The organism is Streptomyces sp. NPDC049541, assembly GCF_044465725.1.
GTDB lineage: Bacteria > Actinomycetota > Actinomycetes > Streptomycetales > Streptomycetaceae > Streptomyces.
In genome coordinates this window covers 210,302-225,940 of record NZ_JBITLY010000005.1, presented here as the reverse complement: position 1 = coordinate 225,940, position 15,639 = coordinate 210,302, and the positions used below count along the sequence as shown (strand labels likewise).

General features: G+C 71.9%; 12 protein-coding genes. 2 read left to right on the top strand and 10 right to left on the bottom strand.

The genetic code is table 11. From position 1 onward, the window contains the following. Window positions 1-11 precede the first annotated feature (11 nt). The 7 genes from ACIBW9_RS20325 to ACIBW9_RS20295 all read right to left on the bottom strand — a co-directional run bounded on the left by ACIBW9_RS20325 (window position 12) and on the right by ACIBW9_RS20295 (window position 9,717). Window positions 12-1,955: an ABC transporter permease gene (locus ACIBW9_RS20325; RefSeq protein WP_398956851.1), complete on the bottom strand. Its 1,944-nt coding sequence runs from the start codon at window positions 1,953-1,955 to the stop codon at window positions 12-14. Next, complete coding sequence (locus ACIBW9_RS20320; protein ID WP_398956849.1) at window positions 1,955-3,109, bottom strand: glycine betaine/L-proline ABC transporter ATP-binding protein; 1,155 nt, start codon at window positions 3,107-3,109, stop codon at window positions 1,955-1,957. Before ACIBW9_RS20320 ends, ACIBW9_RS20325 begins: the two co-directional genes overlap by 1 nt. Next, entirely contained in the window at window positions 3,109-4,638 is a 1,530-nt protein-coding gene (locus ACIBW9_RS20315) for a GMC family oxidoreductase (protein ID WP_398956847.1), read from the bottom strand. The genes ACIBW9_RS20320 and ACIBW9_RS20315 overlap by 1 nt, the downstream gene beginning before the upstream one ends. 161 nt (window positions 4,639-4,799) lie before the next feature. Further along, entirely contained in the window at window positions 4,800-6,329 is a 1,530-nt protein-coding gene (locus tag ACIBW9_RS20310; protein ID WP_398956844.1) for an aldehyde dehydrogenase family protein, read from the bottom strand. Window positions 6,330-6,511: 182 nt separating this feature from the next. Beyond that, window positions 6,512-7,567: a hypothetical protein gene (locus ACIBW9_RS20305; RefSeq protein ID WP_398956842.1), complete on the bottom strand. Its 1,056-nt coding sequence runs from the start codon at window positions 7,565-7,567 to the stop codon at window positions 6,512-6,514. A 10-nt stretch (window positions 7,568-7,577) separates the two neighbouring features. Further along, a complete protein-coding gene (locus ACIBW9_RS20300) occupies window positions 7,578-7,943 on the bottom strand; it encodes a hypothetical protein (protein ID WP_398956840.1) in 366 nt (121 codons plus the stop codon). Further along, window positions 7,933-9,717 carry a hypothetical protein gene (locus ACIBW9_RS20295; RefSeq protein ID WP_398956838.1) on the bottom strand — a complete coding sequence of 595 codons (1,785 nt, stop codon included), beginning with the start codon at window positions 9,715-9,717 and terminating at the stop codon, window positions 7,933-7,935. The genes ACIBW9_RS20300 and ACIBW9_RS20295 overlap by 11 nt, the downstream gene beginning before the upstream one ends. Window positions 9,718-9,874: 157 nt before the next feature. Between ACIBW9_RS20295 and ACIBW9_RS20290 the strand changes: the two genes are divergently transcribed. Continuing rightward, the gene (locus ACIBW9_RS20290; RefSeq protein ID WP_398956836.1) at window positions 9,875-10,795 is read left to right on the top strand and encodes a GNAT family N-acetyltransferase; all 921 of its coding nucleotides are present in this window, start codon (window positions 9,875-9,877) and stop codon (window positions 10,793-10,795) included. On the opposite strand, the gene ACIBW9_RS20285 is transcribed toward ACIBW9_RS20290, so the two are convergent. After that, window positions 10,778-11,704: a LysR family transcriptional regulator gene (locus ACIBW9_RS20285; RefSeq protein WP_398956834.1), complete on the bottom strand. Its 927-nt coding sequence runs from the start codon at window positions 11,702-11,704 to the stop codon at window positions 10,778-10,780. The two genes, ACIBW9_RS20290 and ACIBW9_RS20285, sit on opposite strands and share 18 nt — an antisense overlap. A 96-nt stretch (window positions 11,705-11,800) precedes the next feature. On the opposite strand from ACIBW9_RS20285, the gene ACIBW9_RS20280 reads away from it, so the two are divergent. Continuing rightward, window positions 11,801-13,198 carry an MFS transporter gene (locus tag ACIBW9_RS20280; RefSeq protein WP_398956832.1) on the top strand — a complete coding sequence of 466 codons (1,398 nt, stop codon included), beginning with the start codon at window positions 11,801-11,803 and terminating at the stop codon, window positions 13,196-13,198. 58 nt (window positions 13,199-13,256) lie between these two features. Here ACIBW9_RS20280 and ACIBW9_RS20275 read toward each other — a convergent pair whose 3' ends face one another. Continuing rightward, complete coding sequence (locus ACIBW9_RS20275; RefSeq protein ID WP_398956829.1) at window positions 13,257-14,162, bottom strand: hypothetical protein; 906 nt, start codon at window positions 14,160-14,162, stop codon at window positions 13,257-13,259. A 137-nt stretch (window positions 14,163-14,299) separates the two neighbouring features. After that, on the bottom strand, window positions 14,300-15,289 hold the full coding sequence (locus ACIBW9_RS20270) for a malate dehydrogenase (protein ID WP_389076717.1): 990 nt from the start codon (window positions 15,287-15,289) through the stop codon (window positions 14,300-14,302). Window positions 15,290-15,639 lie beyond the last annotated feature (350 nt).

Here is a 15,639-nt window from a genome sequence, read left to right as displayed (position 1 = left end):
GAAGTCGCATGTCACGCTCCCTTCTTCGTGCGGCGTTCGGTCGGCTGGGTCACCCGGTCGAGCATCAGGCCGAGGCAGACGATCGCGGCGCCCGCCACCAGGCCGGTCGCCAGGTCGCCCTGCGCCAGGCCGAAGACGGTGTCGTAGCCGAGCGCGCCACCGCCGACCAGACCGCCGATGACGACGACGGCGAGGACGAGGACCACGCCCTGGTTGACGGCGAGCAGCAACGCCGGGCGGGCGAGCGGGAGTTGCACCTGGCGCAGCTGCTGGGCGGGGGTCGCACCGAGCGAGCGGGCCGACTCCAGGGCGGCCGGGTCGACCTGGCGCAGGCCCTGGGTGGTGATGCGGACGACGGCGGGCAGCGCGTAGACGACGGCGGCCGCCGCGGCGGGCGCGCGGCCCACGCCGAACAGCGCGACCACCGGGATCAGGTACACGAACTGCGGCATCGTCTGGAAGACGTCCAGGACGGGGCGGAGCAGCCGCTCGAACCGGTCGCTGCGGGCCGCCGCGATACCGATCGCGAAGCCCAGGACGAGGGTGACGGCGACGGCGGCCAGCACCTGGGAGAGCGTGTCGAGGGATGGCTGCCACACACCGAGCACGCCGATCGCGGCCATGGCGAGGACCGCGGTGAGCGCGGTGCGCCAGGTGCCGATCAGCCACGCGAGAGCGGCGACGACGAGCAGGACCGACCACCAGGGCAGCCCCTGCAGGCCGCTGCGGACCGGGTTCAGCACCCAGGTGGTGAAGTGGCCCGCCCAGTCGGCGGTGCCGCCCACGACGGGCACGCCCGAGTACAGGTGCGCGGTCATCCAGTCGACGGCACGGTTGACCGGCTCGGCGATGTCGAACGTCCAGGAGTCGGGCCAGTCGAGGCGGCCCGCCAGCCGTCCGGCGAGCGCGACGGCCACGGCGGCGGCAGCGGCGTAGAGCCACGGGCGGAGACTTCCGGGCTCCTCGCCGGACTGCTCGCCCGCGGCGCCGGTCACCCGGTCCAGTACGACGGCGAGCAGCACGATCGGGATGCCGGCCGCGAGCGCCGCGCCCACGTCGACCGAGGCGAGCGCCTGGTAGACGCGGTCACCGAGGCCGCCCGCGCCGATGACGGAGGCGATGACGGCCATCGACAGCGCCATCATGATCGTCTGGTTGAGACCGAGGAGGAGCTCCTTGCGGGCCAGCGGGATCCTGGCGGTCAGCAGGCGCTGGGGCGCGGTGGCGCCGAGCGAGTCGACGGCCTCCAGAACCTCCTTGTCGGCGCCGCGCAGACCGAGGGCGGTGAGCCGGGCCATCGGCGGGGCGGCGTAGACGACGGTCGCGAGGACGGCGGCGGGCACGCCCATGCCGAAGATCAGGACGACGGGCAGCAGATACGCGTAGGCGGGCAGCACCTGCATGGTGTCGAGGACCGGGCGCAGGCCGCGGTCGAGACGGTCGGAGAGCCCGGCGGCGAGCCCGAGGACCACGCCGACGGCGACCGACACGAGTACGGCGACCACCATCAGCGCGAGGGTCTGCATGGTCGGCACCCACATGCCGAGCAGACCGCAGGCCAGGAACGCGGCGCCCGTGCCGAGGGCGAGCCGCACTCCGGCGACGCGCCAGGCGACGAGGGCGCCGACGGCGGTGACGCCGGCCCAGCCCGCGGCGAGGAGGACCAGGTACACGGCGCGTACGGAGATCACGACGGCGTTGCTGATGTAGCCGAAGAAGTAGAGGAACAGGGGGTTGCTGTCCCGGTTGTCGATGATCCAGTTGCTGGCGGTGGTCAGCGGCTTGGTGAGGTCGACGGTGAGGGCGGCGGGCCAACTGCCGCTGGCCCACCTGGCGTTGGCGAGCGGGACGAGGACCGCGGCGGCGAGGGCGAGGAACAGGAGTTTCTGGAACGCGCGGTGCCTCAGCAGGCCGCCGGGCAGTGCGCGCGGGGCGGATGCAGTGACCGTTGCCATTACACGCCCTCCATGTCCGTGGTGGGGGGCGGGGTCGCCGGCCGACGCTCGGCCGGTGCCGCTTTCTGTGGGACGGGTGCCGCCCCCGCGGCACGACTGCCCGCAGCTGCGGTGGCTGTGCCGGCCACCACGCTCAGCAGCGTGTCCGCGTCCACCGTTCCGACGCAGTGGCCGTCGGCCATCACGCGGGCCGGGGCGCCTGCGCGGGCGACGGCCTCGATGGCCTCCGAGACCGTCGCGTCCGGGGCGAGCGCCGGTCCGTTGACCGGCTCCCCCGCGGGTGCGGTCCGCATGGCCGTACGCACCGTCATCACCTGCTCGCGCGGCACGTCCCGGACGAACTCGCGGACGTAGTCGTCCGCCGGGCTGCCCACGATCTCCTCCGGGGTGCCCAGCTGGACGACCCGGCCGTCGCGCATCAGGGCGATGCGGTCGCCGAGCTTGAGGGCCTCGTTCAGGTCGTGGGTGATGAAGACCATCGTGCGGCCCTCCTCGCGGTGCAGGCGGACCACCTCCTCCTGCATGTCCCGCCGGATCAGCGGGTCGAGCGCGCTGAACGGCTCGTCGAAGAGCAGGACCTCGGGGTCCACGGCCAGGGCGCGGGCGAGACCCACGCGCTGGCGCTGACCGCCGGAGAGCTGGCTCGGGCGGCGCTGCTCCATGCCGTCCAGACCGACCTTGGCGACGACCTCCTGGGCGCGTGCCCGCCGCTCGGACCTGCCCACGCCCTGGATCTCCAGGCCGTACGCCACGTTGTCGAGGACCGTGCGGTGCGGCAGCAGGCCGAAGTGCTGGAAGACCATGGCGGCGCGGTGCCGGCGCAGTTCGCGCAGCCGGGACCTGTCCATGGCGCGGACGTCCTCGCCGTCGATGGCGATCGTGCCGGCCGTCGGCTCGATCAGCCGGGTGAGACAGCGCACCAGTGTGGACTTGCCGGAGCCGGACAGGCCCATCACCACGAACACCTCGCCCTTGCGCACGTCGAAGGAGACGTCACGGACGGCGGCGGTGCAGCCCGTGCGGGCGCGGAGTTCGGCGGGTGGCAGCGAGGTCAGTCCGGCATCGGCGGGGACGCGGTCGGCCTTGGGGCCGAACACCTTCCACAGGCCCTCGACGGAGAAGACAGGTTTGCTCATCACGTTCGTCGCGTTCATCACACACCACTTCCGATCAGGTCTACGGCTTTCTCCCCGACCATCAGCACTCCGATCATCGGGTTCACGGCGGTCATGGTCGGGAACACGGAGGCGTCCGCGATGCGGATGCCCTCCAGACCGCGGATCCTCAACTGCGGGTCGACGACGGCCAGTTCGTCGTCGCTCGCCCCCATACGGCAGGTGCCGGCCGGGTGGTACACGGTGTGCGCGACCTTGCGCGCGTACTCGCTCAGTTCCGCGTCGCCGGTGAGGTGCGGGCCGGGGGCCACCTCGCGCTTGAGCCAGCTCGCCAGCGGCTCCGTCTGCGCGATCTCGCGGGCGATGCGGATGCCGTCGACCAGGGTGCGGCCGTCGTAGTCGTCCTCGTCCGTGAAGTAGCGGAAGTCGAGGGCGGGCTTGACCGAGGGGTCGGCGCTGGTGAGGTACAGCCGGCCGCGGCTCTTCGGCTTCGGGATGTTGGGCGTCATCGAGACGCCGTACCGGGGCCGTTCGTAGCCCAGCCGCTCCGGATTGTCCGTGAAGGGCACCTGGTAGAAGTGGAACATCAGGTCAGGGCCCTGGTGTCCGGGGTCGCGGCGCACGAACAGCCCGGCGTCGCTGTCCATCGCGGAGTTCTCGGGCAGGGGGCCGTGGGTCTCCCAGACGATCACCGACTCGGGGTGGTCGAGCAGGTTCTCGCCCACGCCCGGCAGGTCGAGCGCCACGGGTATCCCGAGCGCCTCCAGGTCCTGACGGGGACCGATGCCGGAGTGCAGCAGCAGCCGCGGCGAGTCGACGGCACCGGCGCAGAGCAGCACCTCGCTGCGCGCCCGTACGAGAATCTCCTCGCCGTCCTTGGTGCGGACGTGCACGCCCTCGGCCCGGGTGCCGTTCAGCTCCAGCTTGTACGCCCAGGTCTCCAGGAGGATCGTCAGGTTCTCGCGCTCGTCCATCACCGGGTGCAGATACGCCACCGACGCCGAGGACCGCTTGTTGTTCTCGGGGTGGTAGGCGAGGTCGAAGAAGCCCACGCCCTCGGTGAAGGGCGCGCGGTTGAAGCCCTCGATCCGGGGGACACCGAGCGCGTGCTGCGCGGCGTCGACGAAGTCGTCGGCGATGTCGTTCCGGTCCTTCTCGTCGACCGGGACGATGTTGTTCTTCAGCCGGGCGTAGTACGCCTCCATCGGCACCGCGCCCCAGCCCTTGGCGCCGGCCTCCTCCCACTCGTCCCAGTCGGACGGCAGCGGCTTGAAGGCGATCAGCGTGTTGTGCGAGGAACAGCCGCCGAGCACCCGGGCCCGGCTGTGCCGGATGTGCGAGTTGCCGCGTGGCTGCTCGGTGGTGGGGTAGTCGTAGTCGAGCTCACCGCCGAGCAGGCCCATCCAGCGGCGCAGCGTCAGCACGTCCTCACGGCCGACGTCACTGGGGCCGCCCTCGATGACGGCGACGGTGACGTCCGGGTTCTCGGTGAGGCGGGAGGCGATGACGGACCCTGCGGTACCGCCGCCGATGACGACGTAGTCGTAGATCTGGGTGTTCTCGGGCATGGGGGGTAACTCCTGGTAAGTCTTGAGGGGGGCGCCGGGAGCGCACCGAAGGGGCGCGGGGCTGTGGCGATGTGCGGCTCCGCCGCGCGGGCGCGATCAGCCACGAGGGCGCTGCAGACGACGGACGACCGCCGCGGCAAATCCGTAGTCGCCCGGCAGCATCAACCGCCGAACCAGCGCACAGGCCGAGGCGCCAGGTTCTGATAGACGTGCTTGCTCTCGCGGTACTCGGCCAGCCCCGCGGGGCCGAGCTCACGCCCCACCCCGCTCTTGCCGAACCCGCCCCACTCCGCCTGCGGTAGATAGGGATGGAAGTCGTTGATCCAGACCGTGCCGTGCCGCAGCCGGCCGGCCACCCGCCGGGCCCGCCCCGCGTCGGCGGTCCAGACGGCACCCGCGAGTCCGTACTCCGTGTCATTGGCGAGGGCGACGGCCTCGTCCTCGGTACGGAACGTCTCCACCGTGAGGACGGGCCCGAAGACCTCTTCGCGCACGACGCGCATCTCGCGGTGGCACTGGTCGAGGACGGTCGGCTCGTAGAAGTAGCCGCCCGCGGGGCGCTCCGGAGAGGGCTCGGGGCGCTGGCCGCCGGTCCGCAGCACCGCGCCCTCGGCCAGCGCGGAGGCGACGTACGACTCGACCTTGGCGCGCTGCTGCGCGGAGACGAGGGGGCCGCACTCGACGCCGTCCTCGGTGCCGCGGCCCAGGCGGATCCGGGCGGCGCGGCGGGCGAGTTCGGCGACGAAGCGCTCCCGTACGGACTCCTCGACGATGAGGCGGGAGCCGGCCGAGCAGACCTGGCCGCTGTGGATGAAGGCCGCGTTCAGGGCCTGGTCGACGGCGGTGTCGAACCCTTCGTCCGTCGCGCAGGCGTCGGCGAAGACGACGTTGGGGTTCTTGCCGCCGAGTTCCAGGGCGACCTTCTTGACGCTCGGGGCGGCGGCCTGCGCGACCTTGGTGCCGCTGACCAGGCCGCCGGTGAAGGAGACCAGGTCGACGTCGGGGTGCTCGGCGAGCCGGGCGCCGACCGTGTGGCCGGGGCCGGTGACGATGCCCGCGACGCCGGTGGGGAGCCCGGCCTCGGAGAGCAGGTCGATGAGAGCGATGGTGGTGAGCGGGGTGATCTCGCTCGGCTTGATCACGAAGGTGTTGCCCGCCGCGAGGGCCGGGGCGATCTTCCAACTGGCCTGGAGGAGCGGGTAGTTCCAGGGGGTGATCAGCGCGCAGACCCCCACGGGTTCGTGCACGACGACGCTGTGGATGTCGGGCGAGCCCGCGTCGACGACCCGGCCCGGGGCCTCGCCTGCCACCAGGTCGGCGAAGTAGCGGAAGGCGTCGGCGACGCAGTCGATGTCGACCCGGCCCTCCTCGACGGTCTTTCCGGCGTCACGGCTCTCCAGCAGCCCGAGCCGCTCGCGGTCGCGCACGAGGAGGTCGGCGACGCGGCGCAGCAGCGCCGCGCGCTCGGCCACGGGGGTGCGGGGCCAGTCGCCGTGGTCGAAGGCGCGCCGGGCGGCCGCGACCGCCAGGTCGGTGTCCTTCTCGTCGCCCTCCGCAACCAGAGCGAAGCCCTGGCCGTCCGCGGGGTCGATGATCTCGCGCGTGGCACCCGAGGAGGCTTCTCGCCATTCCCCGGCCACGTGGATGGTCGCCTGCGCGTCCAGCCCCTGGGTTTCCGCTCTCTCCGCCATGATCCGTATTGCCTTCCGTTCCTGTTCGGTGCCCCTGAGTGACACGTATGTCCCTCATGAGGACCGTGAGCGCCTGCCCCCCGCCTTCGGTTGCATGCGCAATCCATGGCGGAAAGTGCGCTGCGTCACTGAAAATGCGGGCAAACAGGGCGAAACAGGAACGGAATGCAAACGGAGAGCGGTCAGTCGGTGCCCGGGTCCGGGTCGCAGGTCGTGTAGGGCGGGCAGAACCAGTCCAACGCCGTGGTGAGCTGGGCGAGTTGGTCCTCGTGGCTGTCGGAGTCGGGGCCGTAGGAGGCGATGGCGTAGATGTTGCCGTCCGCCGCGGTGAAGCGCTCGTCGTAGACGTGCCAGGTGCCGACGTCGGGCTCGCCCTTGATCGTGTGGGCCTGGTACTCCAGCCGGGAGCCGGTGAACTCGCCGTCGTCGAGCTTCTGCAGATCGAGCTTCTTGAAACCGGCGGGCTTCTTGGTCTGGTCGGACAGGTACAGCTCGAAGGAGGATTCGGGCGACGACTCCGCGACCTGGTACACCTGCAGCCGGTGTGTCCGGTCGGCGCTGCGGTAGTTGACCACGGCCATCCCGAACATCGAAGCGACGCTGCTGCGCGACCAGCCCTCGGGTGTCGCGATCCGGAACCCCTCCGTGTCGTCACGCAGCTCGTACCCCGCGGGCGGCGCGGAGGCCGACGGGGACGGCGATGCCGTGTCGTCGGCGAACGGCGACTGGGACAGGTCCGGCGCAGCGGAGGCCGTCGCGGAGGGGGCAGGACTCGCCGCCACGTGCTGCTTCCCCGAGCCGTCGTCCTTGCCGACGACCAGGGTCAGAACGAGGCTCACGGCGACCCCGACGACGGCGGCACCGACGACCACGGACCAGACGAGCCGCCGGTTGAGCCCTGGGGCGGGGGCGGGCGCGGGGAGCGGCTCGGGTGGTGTCCAGGAGGCACCACTGGACCACTCGGGCACGGGGCCCCCGGCCCCCGGACCGTGCCAGGCGCTGTCCGCACCGCTGCCGGGCCAGCCCTGTGCGCCCACGGTGGGGGTGCCTGTCCCCGCAGGGGGAGTCTCCATCCCCACCGTGGGGGTCGAGGTCGGAGGTGCCGGGTAGTCCGGGGCCGTGATCTGCGCCCCCTCCTGCACCGGCGTCGGCAGCGTCGGTTCGGCCGCCGCGGGCCCGCCCGTGCCGTCCTCCCAGCGCTGGGTGTCCTCGTTCCAGTACCGCTGTCCCCCGCTCATGGTGTCGCGCTCACCGCCCCAGGAGGCCGGCCAGGGCGCCGGCGGAGGACAGGAAGGTGACCAGGGCCTGGGAGTCGGTGAGCAGTTCACGCAGACGCTGGCGGCGCGTGGGCGCCGCCTGGCCGGTGCGGGTGATCTCGGTCTCCGTGTCGGCGAGCGCCTGGCCGAGTGCGACCGTCTGCTCGGTGCTGTTCACCAGCGCCAGGTCCTCCCGCAACTTCCGCACGGCCGCGAGGAGTTGCCGGGTCTCCTCGTCCGGCTGCGCTCCCGTGCCCTGGTGGACATGGCTCTGGGCGCTTGCGTTGTGGCCGGCTGCGACCGCGTTGTTGCTGCCCGAGATGTCACCGATGTTGATGCTCGGCTGTTCACTGGCCATCGCTGTCGGCCCCCTTCTGCGGCGCCGCGCCGCCCGTGACATTGGAACCAGAGGAGTAGGACGCCGAGGCGGAGTTCTGCATGCCCGCAGCGATCGAGTGGTTGCTGCCGGAGATGTTGCCGATGTTGACGTCGCCGTTGCTGATGTTAACGATCTTCTGCATGAACTCGCCGGTCTCGTAACCGGCCTCGGCGAGGGCGGCACGCACCCCGTTGGCGACCCGGTCCTGCACGCTCTTGAGATAGCGCGCCACGTCCATCTCCTGGAAGAGCGAACCGGTCTGCACCGAGCCCAGTTCGCGCACCGACAGCGCCGGGCCGTCGGGCAGCGCGCCCGCGTACCCGCCGGTCAGCAGCCGCCACACGTACACCAGGCCGCGGCCGAGCTGGGCGAGCGAGCGCCCCGCCGAGGCGGGCACCAGGACGACGGCGCCGGCCGCCTTGCCCAGCACGTTGTTGTTGCGGAACCGGTGCGCCGTGCGGTCGGCGTCCTTGAACTCCGCACGCACCGGCGTCAGCACATGCGGTGCGATCTCCAGCATCAGCATCCGGCCCTGGGTGTGGATGCGCACGAAGACCGTGACGACCAGCTCCTCCTCCCAGCCGCCGACGCGGATGCGCAGGAAGTGGCGCCGCTTCTCGGCACCCTCCTCGACCGCCCGCGCCCGGTGCTCCTCGAAGGCCTGCGGGGTGTACGGCGCCTGGTCCCGGGTGAGCAGCCCCTCCGCGGGCAGGAACACGCACTCGTCGATCTCCAGCCAGCGCAGCCGGTCGCGGACGCCGGGGCCCGCGTACTCGGCCGGGACGCGGAGCTGTTCGAGCAGCGGGCGGATCCGCTCCAGGATCGCGCGGTTGCTGAGCGGCTGCTGCTTCTTCAGCTCGTCCCGCCGCAGTTCGACGGCGAGCACCCAGGTGTTGTACGCCGCTCCGGCCCCGCAGAACGGACGCGCCTCGTGGTACATGACCAGCGGTGCGTGCTGCTCGATGCGGATGCGCTGCTTCAGTCGCTGGAAGCGGGGGTTCTCGGCCTGCTCGGCCGGGTCGGAGGCGGCGTCCGGGAAGCGCTGCGGGGAGAGCTCGGCGGCCAGGGCGCGGCTGAACTGGTGGCGCTGGACGTGCACGCACCAGGCGATGAGCGCGAACACGAGGAGCGTGAGCCAGGCCTGCCAGGGCTTGATCACGTCGGCGATGCCGCTCGGCGAGAACGCATCGCTGACGCTCGGCGAGTCCGAGTAGCCGTAGCCGTAGTCCGAGCCGTACGAACCGTAGGAGGAGCTGTCGTCCGAGCCGCCGCCGAACGCGGCGACGACGAGCAGGGCCAGTATCGTCGCGAAGAAGGCACGGCCCCACCAGCGGACGAGGAACGCGGCGATCCGGCGGTACAGCGGCGGCTGTTCGCCGCGCCCCCTGACCCACGGCGCGAGGGCGAGCAGCACGCTCGGCCAGAGGAAGAAGAGCAGCAGCCCTCCGCTGAGGACCGAGCCGACCACCCACAGCCCGAGGATCGCCCCGGCCCACAGCAGCTCCTGGCGGCGGGCGCGCAGGGCGTGCGCGAGGACGCGGGCGGCGTCGAAGCCGAGCGAGGGCGCCACGATCCGCTGCTCGTTGAGGTGCAGTTCCTCGATCACGCGGTCGCGGTAACCGGAGTCCAGATAGGTGCCCGCGCACAGCAGCCGGGTCGCCTCGCTGGCGTGCGGCGGAGTGGGCGGTGGTGTGGGTGGCGCCCCTGTGGGCGTCGTCGGCTGCGGCTGCTGTGGCACATACGCGGTGCTCACGCGAACTCCCCCGATGCGTGGAAAGACCGTTGTCAGACGTTCAGTTGACAAACCATCAGCATAGAGGGGCGGGTGGGACGGGTGGAAGCGGAATGCCAAGGGACGGACACGGAGAGCAGGGATGGACGCCCCGATATTCTTTGACTAGAGTCAAAGAATGGAGCCAGGGCATACGGAGCCGGTGTCGACGGAGCAGGTGGCGGCGCTCCGCCGGTTCAACCGCTACTTCACCCGCCGTATCGGGGCGCTGGACGATCACTACCTCGGCCAGGACCGCCCGCTCGGCGAGGCCCGTCTGCTGTTCGAGATCGCCGAGACCCCGGCCGGGGTCTCCCTCAGGGAGCTCAGGAGCCGCCTCGGCCTCGACGCCGGCTACCTCAGCCGCATGACGAAGGCGCTGGAGACACAGGGCCTGGTGCGGCTCAGTGTGCACCCGGACGACAACCGGCTGCGCATGGCCGAACCGACGCCCGCCGGACGCGTCGAGGTCAAGGAGCAGAACCGCCGGGCCAACGCCCTCGCGGCGGGCCTGCTGGACAGCCTCGCTCCTGGGCAGCGCGCGCAGCTGATCGAGGCGATGGCCACCTCGCAGCGCCTGCTGCGGCTGGCCGCGATCACCGTCGAACTCGTCGACGGCGGCTCCCCCGACGCCCGCGCCTGCCTGGACGCGTACGCCGCCGACATCGACGCACGCTTCCCCGAGGGTTTCGACAAGTCCGACCTGGTGGGGCCGGAGGAGGTGTCCGGGGAGGCGGGCGCGTTCTTCGTCGCGTACGAGGAGGGCCGCCCGGTGGGCTGTGGCGCGCTGCGCCGTCTGGAGCCCGGTGTCGGCGAGATCCGGCACGTGTGGGTGCACCCGCAGGCCCGGCGGCTCGGCCTCGCCCGCCGGATCCTCGGCGCCCTGGAGGACGCGGCGGTCGCGCGCGGCTGCACGGTCGTACGACTCGACACCCATGCGAGCCTCACCGAGGCGCAGGCGATGTACCGGTCCTCCGGCTACACCGAGATCCCCGCCTACGTCGACCACGTCTACGGCGACCACTGGTTCGAGAAACGGCTGTCAGGCCCGGCCGGCTGACCACTGGGCCAGCACCTCCCGCACGGTCCGCCGCAGCCAGGCGTGGGCCGGGTCCGCGTCGTGCCGCGGATGCCAGGCGAGGCCGAGGTGGAGCGGCGGGAGCTTGAGCGGGACCTCGAAGGTGACCAGGTCCAGGCTCGCCGCGGCCGGCAGGGCCCACGAGCTGATCAGTCCGACGAGATCGGTGTCCCGGACGATGAACAGCGAGGCCGGGAAGGTGGCGACCGCCCCCACCACCCGCCGTTTCAGGCCGAGTTCGGCGAGTGCGGTGTCCACGGGCCCGTGCAGCCTGCCCCGCCGCGACACGGTCAGGTGACCGGCCTCCGAGGCGAACCGCTCCACGGTCAGCTCGCCCTCCAGCAACGGGTGCCCTGCCCGTACGACCCCCACCATCCGGTCCTCGTACAGGGCCTCCACATGCACCTCGGGTGCCGTCGTGTCCACCACCCCGATCTCGAGATCGGCGGTCCCCTCGCGCAGCACCGGTGCGTCCACATGGCTCTCCGCCAGGAACCGGACACGGATGCCGGGCGCCTCCTCGGCGGCGCGGGCGAACAGGGCGGCGCCGCAGGCGGCGGGGACGGCGTCGTGGCCGATGATCGTGAGGGTGCGCTGCACGGTCCTGAGGTCCGCGTCCCGGCCCGGCGCGAACAACGCGCGGGCCCGCTCCACCACCGCACTGACCTCGGCCCGTACGGCCAGCGCGTGCGGCGTCGGCACCATCTGCCGGCCGGCCCGCACCAGCACCGGGTCGCCGAGCGCCTTGCGGATCCGGCCGAGGGTGCGGGACATCGCCGGTTCGGACAGGTGCAGCCGGCGGGCGGCGCCGCCCACGCTCTGTTCCTCCAGCAGCACGTCCAGGGCGACCAGCAGATTCAGATCCAGCCCACTTGATTGCGTCACACGCATCGATCCCTTGCAAAGCTTGCACTGGAGTGCAGGACGTGACCGAGCCTACGGTGACAGGGCGTCCCACACCACCCGTCGAGCTCCCTGGGAGGAGCCATGCCCCCGCACGCCCTGAAACGGTCCACCCTGCTGGCGCTGTGCGCCTGCGTCCTGGTCGCCCAGAGCATGGTCGCCGCCGTCAACCTCCTGATACCGCAGCTGAGTTCCTCGTCCCTGCATCCCTCGCACGCCGAGATCCTGTGGACGGTCGACGCGTACGTCATCGTCTTCGCGTCCCTGCTGATCCCGGCCGGTGCGCTCGGCGACCGGTACGGCCGCAAGGGCGCCCTGCTGGCCGGCCTCGGCCTGTTCGCGGCGGGCGCGGCCGCCGGCGCGCTCGCGCCGAGCCCCGCCCTCCTCATCGCCGGGCGCGGCATCTCCGGGGCGGGGGCCGCGCTGATCACCCCGGCCACGATGTCGATCCTGATGCGCCTCGCCGGCCCGGAACGCCGTGCCCAGGCGATGGCCTCCTGGACGCTGGCCATCGGCCTCGGCGGCATGTTCGGCAACCTCGGCGGCGGTCTGGTCGGTCAGTTCCTCACCTGGCGCGCCCTGTTCGGCGCGATGGTCCCGCTGGCCGCGCTGCTCGCCGTCACCGTCGCGCTCACCACCCCGCGCACCCAACGAGCCGCCGGCAACCATCTCGACCCCCTGGGCACCCTGCTGCTCACCGCGGCCCTGGTCGCGCTCCTCTTCGGCATCATCGAGGGCCCGGCGTACGGCTGGGGTTCCGCGCGCATCCTGGCCGTCTTCGCGGTAGGCGCCGTGCTCACGGCCGCCTTCACGCTCCACGCCCTGCGCTCCCGCACCCCGCTCTTCGACCCCCGGGTGTTCCACTCCCCCGGCCTGCGCGCCACGACCCTCGGCATGACGACCGGCTTCTTCGGCCTCTTCGCCCTCTTCTACGTCAACTCCCAGTACCTGCAAGGCGTGAAGGGCTACGGCCCTGCCCTCACCGGGGTCGCGGTCGTGCCGCTGATCGTCGGCATGGCGCTCGTCCCGAAGCTGGCGGCGCGCTGGGCGTCCCGCCCCCGCCCGGTCATCGGCGCCGGTCTCGCACTGATCGGCCTCGGCCTGCTCGGCGCGTCCACCGCGGACGCGGGCACGCCCTACGCCCTGTACGCCTGCTGGCTGCTCGTCATCTCGGCCGGCGCGGGCCTGTCGATGCCTGCCCTCACCCTCGGCGTCGTCACGTCCCTCCCCGCCCACCAGACGGGGCTCGGCTCGGGCCTCGGCACCTCGGCCCGCGAGATCGGCGCGGCCCTCGGCATCGCCGTCACCGGCACGGTCCTCGCCTCCCACCCCACCTTCACCGACGGCATGGGCCCGGCCCTGCGAACGGTGGGCGTCCTGGTCCTCGCGGCAACCGCAGCCGTCATGGCCGGCTATCGCGAAAGCACCGGCCCCTCCCACACACCGACCGCGTCCGCCGACGCCAAGCAGCCCGTCGCATGACCGCCCGGATCCATCGAACAGGCCGGGCGACGTGTGCCCTGAAGGCGCAGGGCGCAATTCAGCACTGCGCCCCGGCCGGGCAGAAGGAGCGGACCGCCATCCTCAGCGGCTCCCGGACCCGCTCGGGGGCGAGGTTCGCGGGGCCGCTGGAGCGGATGGCGTAGAGGGTGCCGTCGGCTGAGCGGAAGCGGTGGTCGATGACCTGGCGGGTGCCCTTGTGCTGGTCGTGGTAGCGGTACGTCAGCTCCGCCCAGGTGTCGCCGTGGTCGCGCTGGACGACCCGGTAGCCGGGCTGCTTGGCGAAGCCGTAGCCGGGGTCGGTCTCGGCGAGGGTCAGGGAGTCGTAGGGGGTGGACTCGGTGACCTCGAAGATCTGCAGTTGGCGGCCGTCGGAGGGGGCGTCGTAGTAGACGATCCGCGCGAGCTTGCCCTGTTCCTGACGTCGGGTCCAGCCGTTCGGGACGTCGACGGAGTAGCCCACGGGGTCCTGGGCACGGCGGTAGCCGACCGAGGGGGACGACGAGGACGTCAGGAGCGAGGCCGAGGCGCTGGGGGTGGGCGTCGGACTCTGCGGCGGGGTCGTCGTGGCCGTGACGCTCACGCTCGTCGCGGGCGCGGCCCCGGTGCCGCGCGCGTGGTCGCGGGTGAGGTACCAGGCGCCCGCTCCGGCGCCCGCGCCGAGGACGAGCGTGGCCGCAAGGACGGCAAGGACACGGCGCAATCCGGCACGCGGCTGCGCGGGAGGCGGCGGTGGCGGCCAGGTCGGCGGCAGGACACCGCCCGTGTGGGTCGGAGCGAAGGCCCATGGCGGTGGCGCCTGGCCCGTCTGCGTCTCGGCCGACGACCACGGCGGTGGAGTCGCCGGCTGCCGGGCGGCCCAGGCCGCCTGACCTCTCTCCTCGCTCGGTTCCCGCTCCGGACCGGAACCGGACCGACCCTCGTCGTAGCCGTACCGATCGCTCATGACGCACCCCCCGAATCACCCCACTGGGTACCGCTTCTGACCGTAGCGGCGAAAACGGCCACGGGCCCCGTTCCGGAAGGAACCGGAACGGGGCCCGTGCAGGGTGGTGACAGAACCGTGAAGCCGTACGGCTCGGTTCAGATGAGGCCGAGACCGCGGACCGCCTCGCGCTCCTCCTCGAGCTCCTTCACGGAGGCGTCGATGCGGGCGCGGGAGAACTCGTTGATGTCCAGGCCCTGGACGATCTCGTACTTGCCGTCCTTGGTGGTGACCGGGAAGGAGGAGATCAGGCCCTCCGGGACGCCGTAGGAGCCGTCCGAGGGGATGCCCATGGAGGTCCAGTCGCCGTCCGCGGTGCCGTTGACCCACGTGTACACGTGGTCGATGGCGGCGTTGGCGGCCGAGGCGGCCGAGGACGCGCCGCGGGCCTCGATGATCGCCGCACCGCGCTTGGCGACGGTCGGGATGAACTCCTCGGCCAGCCACTTCTCGTCGTTCACGGTCTCGGCGGCGTTCTTGCCGGCGACCGTGGCGTGGAAGATGTCCGGGTACTGGGTGGCCGAGTGGTTGCCCCAGATCGTCAGGCGCTTGATGTCGGCGACCGTCGAGCCCGTCTTCTTCGCGAGCTGGGTCAGCGCACGGTTGTGGTCGAGGCGGGTCATCGCGGTGAAGCGCTCGGCCGGTACGTCAGGCGCGGCGGCCTGCGCGATGAGCGCGTTGGTGTTGGCCGGGTTGCCGACGACGAGGACCTTGATGTCGTCCGCGGCATGGTCGTTGATGGCCTTGCCCTGCGGCTTGAAGATGCCGCCGTTGGCCTCGAGCAGGTCGCCGCGCTCCATGCCCTTGGTGCGCGGGCGGGCGCCCACGAGGAGGGCGACGTTGGTGCCGTCGAAGGCGACGTTCGGGTCGTCCGTGATGTCGATGCCCTGCAGGAGCGGGAACGCGCAGTCGTCGAGCTCCATGGCCGTGCCCTCGGCGGCCTTCAGCGCGGGCGTGATCTCCAGCAGGCGCAGCTTGACCGGCACGTCCGCGCCGAGCAGCTGGCCGGAGGCGATGCGGAAGAGCAGGGCGTAACCGATCTGGCCGGCCGCGCCGGTGACGGTGACGTTCACGGGAGTGCGGGTCATGGCGTTCTCCGTATGACAGCTGGCGGTGGGCGTCCTTGCCCTGGGGTGCGGACGTACAAATGATCGATCTCTTGGTATCAAGAGATCCACCGGTCAGGCTATCGCGCATCCGGGATCCCGGACGGCCGGGTCCGTGTGGCCCGTCCCACAGAGTGAACCGGCGACCCAGCAGGCTCAGAAGAAAAGCGGGACGGGAGGAATAGTCGCCCCCATCCCGGGCACGCGAACCGTACCCCCACGGGAGTCCGGCACGGTCGGTCCCCCCACGGCGGCCGCCCAGTCCCCCCTCTCCCGGACGGGCGGCCGCCCCCCTTTTCTTGTCTTGCTCGCTTTGGGCTGCCTTACTCCGC